The 16574-nt window shown below is 36.3% G+C and carries 12 protein-coding genes; 4 read left to right on the top strand and 8 right to left on the bottom strand.

The window, feature by feature from the left end; translation table 11 throughout:
• Positions 1-80: 80 nt before the first annotated feature.
• From Q0505_RS12900 to Q0505_RS12880, 5 genes are all read right to left on the bottom strand, one after another.
• Positions 81-407 (bottom strand): hypothetical protein, encoded by a 327-nt coding sequence (locus Q0505_RS12900; RefSeq protein ID WP_299213502.1) that lies wholly within the window; start codon positions 405-407, stop codon positions 81-83.
• A 2-nt stretch (positions 408-409) separates the two neighbouring features.
• Positions 410-1663 carry a dihydroorotase gene (locus Q0505_RS12895; protein WP_299213500.1) on the bottom strand — a complete coding sequence of 418 codons (1254 nt, stop codon included), beginning with the start codon at positions 1661-1663 and terminating at the stop codon, positions 410-412.
• Positions 1660-3591 carry a BatA domain-containing protein gene (locus Q0505_RS12890; protein WP_299213498.1) on the bottom strand — a complete coding sequence of 644 codons (1932 nt, stop codon included), beginning with the start codon at positions 3589-3591 and terminating at the stop codon, positions 1660-1662. The genes Q0505_RS12895 and Q0505_RS12890 overlap by 4 nt, the downstream gene beginning before the upstream one ends.
• A gap of 398 nt (positions 3592-3989) precedes the next feature.
• Positions 3990-4943, bottom strand: a complete 954-nt coding sequence (locus tag Q0505_RS12885) for a T9SS type A sorting domain-containing protein (RefSeq protein ID WP_299213496.1) — start codon at positions 4941-4943, stop codon at positions 3990-3992.
• Positions 4936-6363, bottom strand: a complete 1428-nt coding sequence (locus Q0505_RS12880; protein WP_299213494.1) for a hypothetical protein — start codon at positions 6361-6363, stop codon at positions 4936-4938. Before Q0505_RS12880 ends, Q0505_RS12885 begins: the two co-directional genes overlap by 8 nt.
• Positions 6364-7004: 641 nt before the next feature.
• Between Q0505_RS12880 and Q0505_RS12875 the strand changes: the two genes are divergently transcribed.
• The gene (locus Q0505_RS12875; RefSeq protein ID WP_299213492.1) at positions 7005-8969 is read left to right on the top strand and encodes a hypothetical protein; all 1965 of its coding nucleotides are present in this window, start codon (positions 7005-7007) and stop codon (positions 8967-8969) included.
• 409 nt (positions 8970-9378) lie between these two features.
• Here Q0505_RS12875 and Q0505_RS12870 read toward each other — a convergent pair whose 3' ends face one another.
• The 3 genes from Q0505_RS12870 to Q0505_RS12860 all read right to left on the bottom strand — a co-directional run bounded on the left by Q0505_RS12870 (position 9379) and on the right by Q0505_RS12860 (position 12639).
• On the bottom strand, positions 9379-10830 hold the full coding sequence (locus Q0505_RS12870; RefSeq protein WP_299213490.1) for an NAD(P)/FAD-dependent oxidoreductase: 1452 nt from the start codon (positions 10828-10830) through the stop codon (positions 9379-9381).
• Positions 10831-10972: 142 nt separating this feature from the next.
• Positions 10973-11569 (bottom strand): hypothetical protein, encoded by a 597-nt coding sequence (locus Q0505_RS12865; protein WP_299213488.1) that lies wholly within the window; start codon positions 11567-11569, stop codon positions 10973-10975.
• Between the two features lie 452 nt (positions 11570-12021).
• Positions 12022-12639 (bottom strand): CPBP family intramembrane glutamic endopeptidase, encoded by a 618-nt coding sequence (locus Q0505_RS12860; protein ID WP_299213486.1) that lies wholly within the window; start codon positions 12637-12639, stop codon positions 12022-12024.
• Between the two features lie 143 nt (positions 12640-12782).
• On the opposite strand from Q0505_RS12860, the gene Q0505_RS12855 reads away from it, so the two are divergent.
• The 3 genes from Q0505_RS12855 (at position 12783) to dnaK (ending at position 16474) form a co-directional block, all read left to right on the top strand.
• Complete coding sequence (locus Q0505_RS12855; RefSeq protein ID WP_299213484.1) at positions 12783-13151, top strand: S24 family peptidase; 369 nt, start codon at positions 12783-12785, stop codon at positions 13149-13151.
• Positions 13148-14425 (top strand): Y-family DNA polymerase, encoded by a 1278-nt coding sequence (locus Q0505_RS12850; RefSeq protein ID WP_299213482.1) that lies wholly within the window; start codon positions 13148-13150, stop codon positions 14423-14425. The genes Q0505_RS12855 and Q0505_RS12850 overlap by 4 nt, the downstream gene beginning before the upstream one ends.
• A gap of 135 nt (positions 14426-14560) precedes the next feature.
• A complete protein-coding gene (dnaK, locus tag Q0505_RS12845; protein ID WP_299213480.1) occupies positions 14561-16474 on the top strand; it encodes a molecular chaperone DnaK in 1914 nt (637 codons plus the stop codon).
• Positions 16475-16574: the final 100 nt, after the last annotated feature.

The raw sequence follows: 16574 nt of genomic DNA, 5'->3' as shown, positions 1-16574 counted from the left end.
ATGATATGAGTGTATTGATACTAAAAAGATACTGTGGAATTCTGATATCTTAGTTGTTAATTGTTGATAACTTCAAGTGTTTACTTCGAAGTAAACACTTTTTGATAAAAATCACCTACTAAAGGAATAGGTTTTGTATGTCCTTGAAAAGCAGATATAATTCCATACAGCCATAGGACAAAGAAGACGATAAAAAAGCCAATAGAAGCCATCGGAATATCAAGCATGCTCAACGGAATCATAATCAGAAAATAACTCAACGTAAGTCCTAAGGATTGTCTGATATGAAAACCTGCAAACGGATTTTTAACTTCGCTATTCATAAAATAAGCAATGATCAAACCGACAAACGTTATGTAACTTAATGCCGCTGCTGTTTTTCCTTCAAAGATGGTATTTTCGTTCATATTTACTTGAGTACTATTTTTTGATTTGCTATAATTCCGAAGACGTTTCCTTTGAGTTTTGCTCCGAGAAAGCAGGCATTTTTAGATTTTGATAAAATATCACTTTCACTGAAAACGTAGCTTCCTTTTGTGGTAAATAAGGTGAGATTGGCTTTCGTATTTTTTTCGATAGGGAATGATGATTGCGTAAAACGCTTGCGTCCGTTGGTTAAAAGCTGTACCGCTTTTTTCTCACTAACGAGTGTAAGTAAAGCGCCAAATGTAGCCTCTTGTGAGATCGTACCAAAAGTAGCATTGTCAAACTCTACTTGCTTGCGCTCTATATCAAGCGGATTGTGATCACTCGTGACCATATCGATCGTTCCGTCTTTGATACCGGCTATTAATGCGTCTACATCTTCCTGTGCTCTGAGTGGCGGTACTACTTTGTAATTCGTATTAAAATCAAGCAAGGCTTTGTCTGTATAAAATAGGTTGTGAATAGCAACACTACAACTTACGTCGAGTCCTTTGTTTTTTGCTTCTTTGATAAGTGCTACTGAAGCAGCCGTAGAAATGGTTGGAATATGTAATTTCCCGCCTGTATATTCCAGAATATGTAAGTCTCTTGCGATGTGTAAACTTTCGGCGATAGCAGGAATTCCTTTGAGTCCGATGCCTGTACTAGTCACGCCTTCATTCATTTTTCCTGTTCCTGCAATTTTATCTTCTTGAGGAAAAGAAAGCACAAGCCCCTGAAAACCTTGTGCGTATTGCAATGCAATTTTTAAAAGATTCGGATTGGTAATCGCACGCTGGTAATCTCCAAAAGCGACGGCACCCGATTGTTGCATATCATATAGCTCAGCGAGATCCACGCTTTCACTATTTCGCGTAAGCGCACCTATAGGAAATATACTTGTGGCGTGACCTTCGCCCATTTTGGAAACAAAAGTAATATCAGCACTAGTATCTAAAATAGGGTAGGTGTTCGGATTAATAGCGACGCCTGTAAAACCACTTTTTGCAGCGACGGTCAGACCGTTATCAATCGTCTCCCGTTCTTCGTATCCTGGTTGTCCTATACTCACACTACTGTCAAACCACCCTTGTGAGACAAATAAATTTTCTATTTGTATGAGTTGCTCGCCTTTTTCCTGAGATAAATTCTGACCAATCAATCTGATTTTTCCGTATTTAATACGAATATCGACAGTGGTGCCATGATGCGAACTTGTACTATCAATAATGGTGGCCGCTTTTATGAGTGCGTTCATTTAAAGAATTTTAAGATAAGCATTTCTAATACTAGGAATAATAACGCAAAAATAACAAACCATTTCCAAAGCGGCTGGATACTGTTTGCTTCTTTGAGGGAGTCAAATAATGTGGCAACAGATGTGGTATAACTTACTCCATCTATGGCTTGTAGGTTTTGATACCGCAAGATACTCTCGTCTCTGTTATAATTGTAACTAACTTGCTGGAGAATGTTATCCTTGTTTAAGATGTTATAAATCCCTGCTTTTTCAGGTTGTTCCTGTGTCGTAATGGTGACTTTATTACCGAACGTACGTTGCAACGGAATTTGCGTTTTATCAGGGGTCTCGATATTTGCTAATGATAAGATTTCATCTTCTTGAACCATGGCAGGGATATCGTAGGTATTAGGAACCCCATTTGTAAAATATAGAGTAGGCAAGGAGAGGCTTTGTTTTGCCATATTGTATAAGGTAGGAACAATCAATGGCGAGTTTTGAAAGTTGGAGTTGGTAGCGTTTAATCCGCCAGCAATGGCATATACTTTGTTTTTTCCTGCAATAAAAGCACTTCCGTCTTCAAAGTCTAAAATCGCTTCTCCGTTAGTGATAGCAAAACCACTACTGACAGAGGGGTATTGAAAATTTTTAATGCGACTATCAAAAACAGTACGATACAGCGGATGATCGTAATTTATGGAGGTCACCAGACGCCCTTTTTTATAAAGGTTTCCTACCTGCAATCCACTTAATCGTGCCAATAGTAAATTATAGTTGGAAGCTTCTCCTGCTTCGCTTAGAATACACAAGACACTTCCGCCATTAGCGACAAAGGTAGCAAGTGCATTGGTTAATGCTTGTGAAGGCGCTTTGACTTCATTAAGAATAATAAAATTGTAATCAGGGATTTTGCTGTAGTCTAAGGTATTGACTTCAGTTGCAGTATAGGCAAATTCAGGAGCCGTATACATACGTGATAAAAAACCTTGCTCGGCTTCATTAATAGACAGTACTTTGATTGTCTGTACTGGATTATTATTAAAATATAAGGTATTGTCAAAAGCCAATAGCGGATCCTCTATTGTCAGCCTTCCTTTAAAATCCGTCTGGCTATCAATATCAAATTCCACTTGGGTTTCTGTCGCTTCATTAAAAGAAGCGGTGGCTTTCGCAATCAGTTGTTCTCCGTTGTATAAGGAAATAGGTACATTGGTTTCTCTCCGTTCTTGGGTGGAGAGTGTTGCGACAAGCGACAGTTTATTGGTTTCGGATTGCACAGGATATACAGAATCTATAGCGATATTATTTTCAATGACTGGGCGCATTTGCACATAATGCAAGGATATATTCTCAAGGTCTATCGTTTGTGGTTGTCCTTTGTCTTGAAAATCGGAAATCACAATCAGTTGTTTCTCGGTCGCTGGATTTGAACTAAATTCCTTTTGTGCTTTTAACGCAATTGCTGCTGGAGTCAGTTGTTCTGCAGCATAGTCTAGTTGGAGTAAATTATTACGCGTATTCTTGATCGAAATATCTTTAAACGTTTCTGTATTGGTCAATAACGTAAAGGTTTCTTCTTCAGGAATGTTAGTGATGAGATCCTGTAAGGCTTTTCTAAATAGTTGTCCAGAAGCCCCTTTGGCTTGCATACTAAAGGAATTATCCAGATAGATGACCGTTTCTTTTTCTTTGGTCGCCGTGTCACTTTGTGTAAAAAAAGGTTGTGCAAATGCCAGTACCATCATCGCAATAAGACCAAGACGGGTGAGTAATACGAGCCATTTTTTGATGGTATTGCTTTTTCTGGTTTGGATACTTATTTGCTTCAGGAAAGCCACATTGGTAAAGTCCTCTTTCTGAAATTTACGAAGCTGAAATAAGTGAACGAGAATAGGAATGATAAGTAAAATTAAAGCGTAAAGTAATTCTGGATGTTTAAACTGCATTCCCGTGTAAAGCTTTTGTCAAAAGTAGGAAAAAAAGGAATGAGTCGAGAGGGTTTATGATAGTAAACGAATAGTTTTAATAGTCTATTAAGAGTTTTATGGTTTTTATGCTTTCGTACTTCGTCGAGCTCAGTATAAACTTCACTTACGTGAAAGCGTGCTCAGGATGAACTTCTATATTTTGGTGTTCCTTGAAATTAGGAATTTTATATTGAGAATATAGCGCATAGAATATAGAGAAAGGAGACTTATTTTTTGAAATTTATGATTTGGAATTTGAAAATTTTTGGATGCTGGAAGTAGGTAGTAGGAAGTTTTTTTTATTTTATAAAAACAACTAATTTTCTGTTTAGTGTGAGGCTGTTTACTTTACATACCTATTAAAATACATTACACTTTTATTTAACAATTAATTTTTGCGTTGATTTTCCAAGGTTTGTTTCAATTGTTACGATGTATAAACCTTCAGAGAGATCAGTTACGGGATATGTTTCTAGATGTTGTTTAAAGAATTTTACCACTTTTCCTGTGATGTCAATAATAGTGACGTTTGTTATTTCTTGGTTGGATTCAACCCTAAAAAACTGACTTGCAGGGTTCGGATAGATCTTCATCTCAATGTTGGGAACTTCCCCAATAGATAATGCTTCGCATTCTTCTTGTGTTTCTACAAAAGTTGTAGTAGAATCAATGTTTAGCCAATTATTCTGACTATAAACAGCGTCGTCTACAATGATACAGGATAAAATAGGATTATTGGTTGCATTAAAGGAGGTGATGTTTGTATTGTTTTCATTAGTAATGATTAAGGTTTCTAGTGCATTTTGTGCCACCGAAACGGTGGTCAGGTTTGGATATTCTGATAAATCTAAGGAAGTGAGTTGTGCATTTCTGCATACAAATGATACCAGACTTGGACTTTGGGGTAATTCTATACTACTTATATTGCTATCTGACAACAATATAGTAGCTATATTTTCACATTGGCTAAGATCAACAGAGGTCAAATTTGTGTTACTAATCCCTTCGAAATAGGTTAAGTTATTTAAATCACCAAAATTTAATGCAGTGCATTCGATACCCACCACAAAAAGATGCTCTAGCGAAGTGAAATCTTGGATGCCTGTTAAGTCATTGATAAAGTAAAAAGGAGGACTTTCATTTATTTGAAGACTTGTAATAAACTCAATATCGCTCGTTAAAACCTGTCCGTTGATGGTGGCATCAGAATCAAATCCAAAATCAATTAAATATTGCTCAAAAACAGGATCAGGAATAGCGGTGTGTTGTGCCTGTGTAACTGGTATGAATCCCCATACAATGGAAATCAATATGTGTTTTAATTTAATCATTTTGATCTCCTTTTAAAATTACCTCCTGCTCCTGGGTACCATCATTGTAATTCTTTTCAATGAGGTATAATCCGTTTTCTAAATCTTGTATTAAGGTGGGGAGATTGATTCCTACAGAATCTTTTGGGGTAATTGTATAGTTATGATTTAGGATATTATCTGTGAATTTGATCACTGTGCCACTACTAACGGCTCTATTTATATTGTGATAACAACGCCTAGGCTGGTCATCCAATTGTTCGATTATAATGGCGCTTTTATTAGGGTGGTATATTTTCTCTAGATCTAAAGAATAACGATCTACTTCATTTAGGATAGTACCAGCGTCGTACACAAAACTAGTATTTTCATAACTAGAAGGCGTATTGTATACTTGATAGCCATTGGGTGCTTGCCCTCCAGCACTTACAAATTTATAGTCAAAACCTGGTTGAAATAATGGTGTGTCATTTTGAGTGGTTGGTCCAGCGACATAATAGTCGCCACTGTAAGGTTCGTAAAGACATGAGACAGGCGCTAAAATAGCTTGCAAAACGGCTTCGTTTTCAATAGTCTCCCTCATACGTATGCCTTGACCGTCTGTAAATCTAGTTTTAAATTCGTGATATTCTACCCTATCATCTGAAATCATAAAATTACGAGTATCTATATTTTCATAGGGGGTGTTTGTGACGTCAAGTACCTCATTGCTATAAAGATAGTGAATTTCTGAGTTATCAACACATAAATTTATTTGATAATACGTCGCCGGCGTGTCAACGACATAATCCCCGGCAGTAGTTGCATTATAATTAATATCCGTTTCATCTCGTGTAACATTTTCTGAGGTTGGGTTTATGATAGGAAAAGTTCCCATCGTAATTTGATTTCCGTTACAGTTGAGAGGTGTATTAAAAGTACCATTCGTATTTCCAGTAGTACCATTTGTATGGATAAGCCCGAGGATGTGACCAGTTTCGTGTGCAATTAGAAATTCTTTGTTCTCATCATTGGTTAATGCCTGAAATGTAGTTAACACATTGAGATCATAAGGAAAACCTGCTACGGCGCCTCCTTCTTCAGGTAAGATTCTGAAATTTATTCTATCTGTATAATAAGAAGTGTCATAATCAAAAATATCATCAACAAATTCAAATCCTAGGTATTTGAAAAAGATATTAAAATGATTATAATTGATATTGAGATACGCTACTGCCGCTAGATAATCGCTTTCGCTAATGTTTTCATTAATAGCCGTTGACTCCATGATCAGGAAATAGGTGTTAATGACCAATGGCTCTTCATTTTGAAAATCCATAACGACATCACCTGTATGGTATGATTGCAAACCATATTCTATAGTATTTGCTTGGCAAATGTCTAATGATTGTGCTTGTAAAGTGAGGGGGGTGATTACTAATAGAAAGAATATTTTTTTCATTTTAAGATAGTTTAAACGTCAATGTATAAGAACACCTCACCCCTGTTGTATCAGAAGACTTCATAGTTGTTGCCTGTTTATTTTTAAACTTAGGTGTTTCATTGTACGTTTATATGCTACAGTAAGCTTCTATTTATATCAATCTGCAATAATATAACTCACTGTTTGTTAGTTAATTGGTTTTATTTTGGGAATGTATACAATTATTTCTTTTCATCCTTACGGATTCCCGTAATTACATTAAAAAAAAAATCTGTTGCTTTAACCTTATCGCTTTCGCGAAAGCAGTAAAATGTAGCTAGTGAGTAGCGTATAGTTAGTAAAGAAGAGAGAAGAAGTTTTAAAATTTTACTGACTATTAGAACTTAGAAGTAGGATTTTTAAATTTAAGATTTGATTTTTTTGAGATTTGGAATTTGAGTTTTTAGAATTTGTGATTTTTCGCCACTCGGGTCTCGTTTTGTCTAAATGATTGGAAAGGATAGATGGGTTGAGAATTTCAGTTTTAATTTTAGATTAAAACGTCCTATATTACAATATCACTTGTTAAAAAATCCATAATGTATATGTTATAATAGATGAGACTTTCTGTGGCAAAACGTAAGTTTTATATATTTGGTTATAACATTAGCCATTAAAAAATGAAAAAATTAGTTACAATTCTTTTCACAATCTTACTTAGCGTATCTGTTAACAGCCAAACTGTAAAAGAAGTTTCTAGATATTGGACATCATTCTCTCAATCTATAGAGGTTAAAACAGACGCTGTAAAAAAGTTTAAAATTATAGGGTACGCAAAAATCGAAACAAGTGATGAAGAGGCTTGGTCTGGGATTTGGGCTAGGGTAGATAATAAACCTGAACAAGGAAGTGGCTTTTTTGATAATATGAGAGATAGGCCTATAAAATCGAATGTATGGACTCCATATACAATTGAAGGTACTATAGATGGAAAATCAGACAGATTGGTTTTTGGTGGCATTTGTAGTTACAATGGTAAGTTTTTCTTTGACAAATTTGAATTATATATAGAAGATGATACAGGAGAATATCAACCTATAGAAATTAAGAATGCTAGTTTTGAAACGAAAATAACAGATCGTATTATTCCAGAGTGGAGTCCAGGTATTTCTGAAAAAGAAGTCACTTCCGTAAAGGAATTTATGCCTAGTACTAGCGAAGATCGTGTCGATGGCAATTATTCAATTTTAATAGAAGGTAAAGGTATCTCAAAAAATACAGGAAGCATTGAAGCTTCTCTTCCTAATGTAGGTATTTTTATATCAATACTATATATTTTAATACTCCTTCTTTCCTTTATGACGTATGCTTCTTCAACTGAAGAGGATAGATGGTCTCGATTAGCAAAAATTGGATTTAGATTTTCATTTATTTACTTTCTACTAATAATCTTTTTTCAGAATAATGGAGCGTACCCATTTTTTGACTATTTAACCAACAAGCCCATAGAGTTCATGCAGAATTTTGCAACTTGGTTTGGGAAAAATATTGTTGGTATTCCTTACGATATCAATACAGGACCTAATGGTAGCGGCGATACAACGTATGACTATTTGGTCATTTTCATCATTTTTCTAGTAGCTATATTTGGTACTTTATTATGGTCTATACTCGATAGAAATCGGCAGAATTATAAAAAACTATATTATTGGCTAACTACAGGAATGCGTTACTATGTGGGTTTAATGCTTATTAGTTATGGTTTAATAAAGATTATCCAACTTCAGTTTTCGGCACCTACTTTCTATAGGCTTATGGAAACATACGGCGAATCTTCTCCTATGGGATTAGCTTGGACTTTTCTTGGGTTTTCAGAAGGCTATAATTTATTTATGGGGATAGCAGAGGCGTTAGCAGGCTTATTATTATTTAGACGTACATTAACTCTTGGAGCAGTAATTACATTAATGACAACCATGAATGTAATGGCTGTCAACTACTTTTTTGATATTCCTGTAAAGATTTTATCTACACATCTAGTAATTATTACACTGTTTCTTTTATCTCGGGATATAAAGAAAGTGATGCAATTCTTGGTTACTAATAAGGCTGTCCAGAGATTAACAATAATAAAACCCCCTCAATTTAAAAAGGGGATTAAGATTGGTTTAAACGTCTTAAAAGGAATAGTGATAGCGTATGCTTTAGGGTATGGTTTTTATAATTCTTTAGCATCTAGAGAATTATATGGCTCAGATGTGCCTAAGCCAGCATTGTACGGTGTGTATGAAGTCACAAACTATGTGATTAATGGAGATACCATCACAAATTATAAGAGTGATCAGCTTTGGAAAGATATTAGATTTGAAAGAGAAGGAAGGGTACAAGTTCATAAGATGAATAAGAAAAATATCTATTATAAAATAGAAGTTGATTCTAACATGCCAAGAATTAAATTCTTCCCTTCAGGGAATAGTGATAATTATTTTTATTTTAATTATACCAAAACTGAGAATACTTTAGATTTTAATTACATCTATAAAAATGATACAATCTCAGGTAAAACAAAACGAATAGATACAGATGGTTTTTTATTAACGAATAGAGGTTTTCATTGGATCAGTGAGTATCCTTATAATAGGTAAGTACAAGCAATCAATTATTAGACGATCGCTTGATATAGTCGCTAGCTGTTTTTAATAGTTCATTGTAACCTTAAGTTGATTATCTAATGTATCCCAATTTCGTATATCATTCTTCTATGTCCACGTCCACTCGTTGATATAAGGAGTTATGATTTAGGTAATTATTAGTTTTCCACTTTAAAAGTGGTCAACCTATATCAGAGATGTACATTTTCCGTACCTCATAAAAGATTTTACAATAAATAGAGTAATCCTCTAAAATAGACCAATACTCTATTTTATACTTATATGATTTTTTGTGACTTATTCTATTAAAATTAATAAAAAGTCTTATGACTTACATCCTTTAGGAAAGCGGTCTTATGTCATTTAATACGATATGCTTCTAGTTATAACAAATAAATATTTACTACATATTTTTCTTTTTCAAACAGCGCCCTCGTGGCTCGTCAGCTTCGTGTAGAACAATCTCAGAATGGAGGAACTGCGCTGCTGCTGCAGAGTCTTTTACTTTGGAAGCACTGCGAGCGATCATTTCAGATTCAAAGTCGGTTAACACAGATTCCCTTAATCCAACATCTCTCCAGTTTGCTAAGGGGCGGTGTAGGCATCCTTTGGTGATGGCTCTTGCAAGGGCAAGGGCATCCAGTAGCGCCTGATTGGCGCCCTGTCCTTTAAACGGACTCATAGGGTGTGCTGCATCTCCGATGAGGGTACATGGCCCTGTTTTTTGTAGTAATTCGGGTTGTAACAATTCTCGGTCATATACAGGATAACCAGATATATGTGCTTCTTGAGTGGTTTCTAAAATTTGAGGAATAGGATCGTGCCAAGGCGTTCTACGGCAGGCCTCTTCTTTGAGGGCTTTTGCGCCTTGCGCGCTTAATGCTTTGGCTTCTTTTTCAGGCATGGGGAAGCTAAGTTGCCACATAATCGCATCAGACGAGTAAGGCATCATATAGATACGCTCATTGCCATTGGCGGTTTGGAATACCGTAGCGGAATCTAATACATCACTGTCTAGATTTTGTAATTGATCTAATGGACAAATCCCCAAAATCACAATGCAGTCTAAATAGCGTAAAGGTGTCACTTCTTCACCGATCAGTAAGTTGCGTAGCGAACTTCGAATCCCATCGGCTCCTACGACTAGGTCAGTTTTGGTGGTTTTACGTTGTCCGTTTACTTCAAAGTTTAGATCAACACGATTGTCCTTACCTATTTTAAAATCAACAAACTGATGTTCCCACTGCACGGCCTCATGTCCGCCGAGTTGCTCCAACAATGCCAAACGTAACGATTGCCGAGCGATGTGTATGTTTGTTCGTTTAGGAGCTTTTTTGGGATCGGTTTGTATCCATTTTCTCATACCCCATTCGCCAACCACGTTTCCTTCGGTAGTATGCACTAGATGTCTAGTCGATACGACGCCTTCTTCTAATGAGAAAAGACCAAAGCTTTCCATCGCCTTACTGGCTTGTTGTAAGGTGAGTCCGTAGCCTTGTGATCGGGCATCAAAGCTTTGATCACGCTCATAGAGTGTAAACGGAATCCCGCGATGCAAACAGGCAACAGCCAACGCTACGCCTCCGATACCGCCTCCGATAATAGCAATGTGAGGATAGTTTTCGTTGTCGGCTTCAGGAGGACTTGCGGCAGGGATCAACCCAGAACCTTTACAAATAGGGCAGGGATATAAAGAAGGCTGAGGACGAAGCGGTTCTGAGCCTTTACCATTTTTTTTGTAGTGTTCTAATGCTCGTTGGTAACTTAATCGCACTTTTTTGCGCAACCTTCGGCTTTTTTTGCCTTGCCCGTAACATTCTTGACAAGCGGTCCAGCTCGTGGTTGCGTTTTTCATTTTTTAGTTTCTTTGTTTTTTCTAGCTGAAAAGATTGTTATATGAGAAAACTTATAACGTATAGGGTACAAAAGAAAGAATTATAAATGAGTTGAGGTAGAAAGGAGTGATTTTTGATTTAGGATTTTCTTATATATTAGAATTAATTCTTACTGAAAGGAATGATATCTATTTTATGAGTCTTGTCAAGGTCAGCTAGTAGTTTGTTAAGTTTTTCATTATTAATAATTTCCAACGAGTGCAAATGATAAAACATAGCATATTGAAAATTATAACTTAAATTTGGGTTTGCTTTTCCAAACCGTTTTTCAAGATATATATTCCTTCGTTTGAATAATTCGCTGATAAATGAGTCCATCTCTTTTTTTGATGGTTCATCTTTATAAAATTCAATTCCTTCGTAATCTATACATCTAAGGACAGTTGATGCCATTTTGAAATTAAAAACTCCAAAAGCGCCACCTATAAGAACTATTAAAATCGCTCCATAAATTTTTCCTAGGTTGTCTATGTTGTACATTTTAAAGACTAGAAATGAAAAGACAATTAAAACACCAAGAACGATAATTAGTAAGTAATGAATAGGATTGAATTTTAATGAAATAAATTCATTGGTAATATTCTCAAACGGAATCATTCGGCTACTATTACCAAATGAGCTATCCTCGGAAACTTTTAATCCGCTTTCTTGAATAAGAAAAGTTCTTTTTTCTCCACGATTCTTTTGTTCTAATCTCAATTTTATTTGTCTTGTAATCAAAGGCCTAATGTACTAAAAGTAGGTCAGTTCTCTAATATGTTTTCAGAATAAACTAAAGGTAATATTTAAGTTTTATATATTAATAGTTAATAGATGGTTTTGCATTAATTTTTGATATTCTGGTACAGATGAGATAATTCTATTCATGCTGTTTTTGCTTTCGCGAAAGCGGAAGTTTTAAAAATGAAATTAGAAATTAGAAAAAGGGAATATAGAATATAGAAAATAGAGGAGAGAGTATAGAGTATAGAGAAAAGATTTTGATTTTTAATCCTGTTTATTTTTAATTATCATCCATCATCCATCATCCATCATCCATCATCCATCATCCATCAAAAACCAAAGTATAAGATTAATTATTAACCAGAAAAAGGGAATGCTATTTAGTCATAGTCAAACGGATAACCAATAACCAAATAACAACTACCCCATTAACTCGCCAAAAGAATGATTCCCACTACAAATGCATTATTCATAAAATGAAGCCCCATAGACCAGACAAGCCCTTGGTTTTTGATTTTAATCCATCCCATCATAAAGCCAGAAATAATACGAGGTACAATGAGGACTAATAAAGCAAGATTGATTACAAAATCATCTACGTAGTTACCAATATGTACGAGTCCAAACACCACGGATACTATAATTAATATCAGTGTTTTGTAGGTGTGAAGAAACGTACGCAATCGCTGCGTGGTGGTTTCTGTAATAAGATGTTTTAAAATATAAAATAAGACAAAGAGAACGGTAGCACCAAATGCAAGTATGATCCCCCAGTGAATATCTCTAGGTAGAAAACGGAGTCCTATAAAAACAGGCCACGAACAAATAAACAAGAGGATATCGGTATGTGTAGGTTTGATGAGGGTTCTAAACATCATTTCTTCTACGATAGGGGCAAAGACACATGCCAGGATAAAAAGCTTAAATGGATTTTCTTGTACGAGTTTTTTGAGCGTAGCATCTTCATAAGCTTCTGCATTGAGTTCAGGAATCCAACGAGTCAGCACACCCAAAGTGATAAAAAAGAGGATATATAATCCCCACATTCTAAAAAAAGTTTTAAAAAGAAGGCGTGTCTTTTGGCTCGAAGTCATATAGTTAGTTTCATTATCCCATTAGTATGCGAAAATAACATAATGTTACTTAGGAATTACGCTGTTTTATTGGAATAATTCCATATTTTTGAAGTATGGAAATAGAAGTGTCAGGAAAAGTAAAGGTTGCCAAAGACCGCCATCAAGCAGAAGTATCGAAGCAGACAGGTTTTCCTAGTGCTGCTACTCATTATATGGAAGCACCTATTGATCTTAATGAGGAATTATCCATACATAAAGATGCTACTTTTTTTGTCAGAGTAAAAGGAAATGCGTGGAAAGATTTTACCATCCTAGACAAGGATGTTCTTATTATAGACAGATCTCTTACGCCTGGTTTTAAGGATTTGGCTTTAGTCGTACAAGACGGAAGTTTTAAAGTATTGCGTGTTCCCTTTGATAAAGATCAGGAAACCTGTGTACTCTGGGGAGTCATCACCTATATAATCCACGATGCCCGATGATAGCGATGGTAGATTGTAATAGCTTTTATGCTTCTTGTGAGCAGGTCTTCCGACCTGACTTATGGGGAAAACCTGTGGTGGTATTGAGTAATAACGACGGATGTATTATTGCAGCAAACAAAGAAGCAAAACAGTTGACTCATATTCCCATGTTTGAAGCAGTTTTTAAAATCAAGCATATTCTTATAGAAAATAAAGTCACCTTTTTTTCTTCCAATTACACCTTGTACGGAGAGATGTCGCAACGGGTAATGAATATATTGAGCACATTTTCTCCTTGTGTAGAAGTATATAGTATTGATGAAGCTTTTCTTGATTTACACGGATTATCTCATATTGATATGCGAGCGTATGGGGTTGATATGAAAGAACGTATTTATAAATATACAGGCTTACCAGTAGGTGTTGGGATCGCTCCCACAAAAGTATTAGCCAAATTAGCCAACCGTATGGCAAAGAAGATTCCTACCTATCAGCATGTTTATGTCATGGACACAGAAGCCAAACGTATAGAAGCCTTACAATGGGCAGATATAGGTGATATATGGGGTATTGGAAGAAAACACGTAAAACGACTTCAAGCGATAGGTGTTTTTAAGGCGATTGATTTTGTGAAGTTACCGCTCGCTTGGGTACGCAAAGAGATGACGGTTGTAGGAGAGCGATTATGGAAAGAGTTGCGAGGGGAATCTTGCTTAGAATTTATGGTAGTTCCTAATCCCAAGAAAGCCATCGGAACCGCAAAGTCCTTTGGACAGAAATTACCTGACTTAGGAAGAATAGAAGAAGCTTGTGCTTACTATATTACAGAAGTCGCCGAAGTATTGCGTACTCAGAAATCCTGTGCTACCTATATTCACGTGGCACTCTATACAAACTATCATAGTACAATAGACAAGCAATATTCAAACCGCACCACAGTCACTCTCTCCATCCCGACCAATGATACGTTTGCACTTATAACACAAGCACGTAAAGCCCTACAAAGTATTTACAAATCGGGTTATAGGTATAAGAAAGTAGCTGTAAATCTGACAGGATTGATTCCTGAAAATCATGTACAAGGAAATCTTTTTGAAAAACGTTCTAAAATTTTAGACACAAATCTAATGCAAACACTCGATGTTCTCAATCGAAAGTTTGGAAAAACCACAGTGTCTTCTGCAATGATTGGAACACGTGTATCCGAATGGGAATTAATCAAGCGAGAACGAAGTCCTCGATATACAACACAGTGGCGAGAGTTGTTAGAGATAGGCTCTGAGGGAGTTTAGCTATTTTCTTATAGACTTCCGCTTTCGCGAAAGCAAAAAAAAAATGACACCTTGTCAGCTTATTGGCAGTGGCATAATGATTGACTATTGTGTAGTGTATAAAAATTTTAAGTAACATTTAAACACTATAATATAATGAGTAAAATCATAGGAATTGACTTAGGAACTACCAATTCGTGCGTCGCTGTTATGGAAGGTAACGAACCTACAGTGATCCCTAACGCTGAGGGTAAACGTACGACACCATCTGTAATTGCGTTTGTAGAAGGAGGAGAGATTAAAGTAGGCGATCCAGCAAAAAGACAAGCTGTAACAAACCCAACAAAAACGATTGCTTCTATCAAGCGTTTTATGGGGAATAAATACAGCGAAAGTTCTAGCGAAGCAGAACGTGCAGCTTACAAAGTAGTAAAAGGTGATAACGATACGCCTAGAGTAGACATTGATGGTCGTTTGTATACGCCACAAGAATTATCTGCAATGACACTTCAGAAAATGAAGAAAACAGCAGAAGACTATTTAGGACAAGAAGTAACACGTGCTGTCATTACAGTACCAGCTTACTTCAATGATAGTCAGCGTCAAGCAACGAAAGAAGCTGGAGAGATTGCAGGTCTTAAAGTAGAACGTATTATTAATGAGCCTACAGCAGCAGCGCTTGCGTATGGACTTGACAAGAAAAATACCGATCAGAAAATTGTAGTATTTGACTTTGGAGGAGGAACGCATGATGTATCTATCCTAGAATTAGGAGATGGTGTATTTGAAGTACTTTCAACAGATGGAGATACGCATTTAGGAGGAGATGATGTAGATCAAAAAATCATTAACTGGCTTGCAGAAGAGTTTCTTTCAGATGAAGATATGGATCTTCGTAAAGACCCAATGGCTTTACAACGTCTTAAAGAAGCTGCAGAAAAAGCAAAGATTGAGCTTTCTTCTTCTACACAAACAGAGATCAACTTACCGTATGTTACTGCAACAGCGAGCGGACCAAAACACTTAGTACGTACGTTAAGCCGTGCAAAGTTTGAGGCGCTTATAGATGATCTTGTAAAAAGAACGATTGAGCCTTGTCAAACAGCATTAAAAGCTGCGGGATTAAGTACTGGTGATATTGATGAGATTATTCTTGTAGGAGGATCTACACGTATTCCAGCAGTACAGGAAGCAGTAGAGAAGTTCTTTGGAAAAGCACCTTCAAAAGGAGTAAACCCAGATGAGGTAGTAGCCGTAGGAGCTGCTATTCAAGGAGGGGTACTTACAGGAGATGTAAAAGATGTATTACTTCTTGATGTAACACCACTTTCTTTAGGTATTGAGACAATGGGGAATGTATTTACAAAGCTTATTGAAGCTAATACAACCATCCCAACAAAGAAGTCACAAATATTCTCAACGGCAGCAGATAATCAACCATCGGTAGAAATCCATGTATTACAGGGAGAGCGCGCGATGGCAGCAGATAATAAGACGATTGGACGTTTTCACTTAGATGGTATTCCACCATCACAAAGAGGGACTCCACAAATTGAAGTAACTTTTGATATTGATGCTAACGGAATTATCAAAGTAAGTGCTACAGATAAAGCGACTAACAAGTCTCAGGATATTCGTATTGAAGCTTCATCTGGACTTACAGAAGAAGAAATCAAAAAGATGAAAGCTGAAGCAGAAGCAAATGCTGAATCTGATGCAAAAGCAAAAGAAACTGCCGATAAGATTAATGAAGCAGATGGAATGATTTTTCAAACAGAAAAGCAGTTAAAAGAATTTGGAGATAAGTTATCTGATGATAAGAAGAAACCTATCGAAGATGCTTTAGTAGAATTAAAGGCAGCTTTTGAAACAAAAAACCTTGATGCTATCCAACCAGCTTTAGATAAGATCAACGAAGCTTGGAAAGTAGCTTCTGAAGAGATGTATAAAGCACAAGCAGAAGCGCAAGGCGGAGGAGAAGCACAACCAGGACCTGATGCACAAGCAACAGAAGAAAGTGGAGATGCTTCAAGTGATGTAGAAGATGTTGACTTTGAAGAAGTGAAGTAAGCAGAGAACCAATTTTTGCGATAGCAAAAAACGTGTAAATCGCTTATCCCGAGCTCGTCTCGGGGTCTATTGAACAACAATTATAAGTAAAATTCCCGTA

It is taken from the genome of uncultured Dokdonia sp. (genome assembly GCF_937910895.1).
Lineage (GTDB): Bacteria > Bacteroidota > Bacteroidia > Flavobacteriales > Flavobacteriaceae > Dokdonia.
This window is presented reverse-complemented; position numbering and strand designations above follow the sequence as displayed.

Bases quoted from the DNA above. Each gene is read 5' to 3' on its own strand.
- Q0505_RS12900 (WP_299213502.1), bottom strand. From the start codon at position 407: ATGAACGAAAATACCATCTTTGAAGGAAAAACAGCAGCGGCATTAAGT.
- Q0505_RS12895 (WP_299213500.1), bottom strand. From the start codon at position 1,663: ATGAACGCACTCATAAAAGCGGCCACCATTATTGATAGTACAAGTTCG.
- Q0505_RS12890 (WP_299213498.1), bottom strand. From the start codon at position 3,591: ATGCAGTTTAAACATCCAGAATTACTTTACGCTTTAATTTTACTTATC.
- Q0505_RS12885 (WP_299213496.1), bottom strand. From the start codon at position 4,943: ATGATTAAATTAAAACACATATTGATTTCCATTGTATGGGGATTCATA.
- Q0505_RS12880 (WP_299213494.1), bottom strand. From the start codon at position 6,363: ATGAAAAAAATATTCTTTCTATTAGTAATCACCCCCCTCACTTTACAA.
- Q0505_RS12875 (WP_299213492.1), top strand. From the start codon at position 7,005: ATGAAAAAATTAGTTACAATTCTTTTCACAATCTTACTTAGCGTATCT.
- Q0505_RS12870 (WP_299213490.1), bottom strand. From the start codon at position 10,830: ATGAAAAACGCAACCACGAGCTGGACCGCTTGTCAAGAATGTTACGGG.
- Q0505_RS12860 (WP_299213486.1), bottom strand. From the start codon at position 12,639: ATGTGGGGATTATATATCCTCTTTTTTATCACTTTGGGTGTGCTGACT.
- Q0505_RS12855 (WP_299213484.1), top strand. From the start codon at position 12,783: ATGGAAATAGAAGTGTCAGGAAAAGTAAAGGTTGCCAAAGACCGCCAT.
- Q0505_RS12850 (WP_299213482.1), top strand. From the start codon at position 13,148: ATGATAGCGATGGTAGATTGTAATAGCTTTTATGCTTCTTGTGAGCAG.
- dnaK (WP_299213480.1), top strand. From the start codon at position 14,561: ATGAGTAAAATCATAGGAATTGACTTAGGAACTACCAATTCGTGCGTC.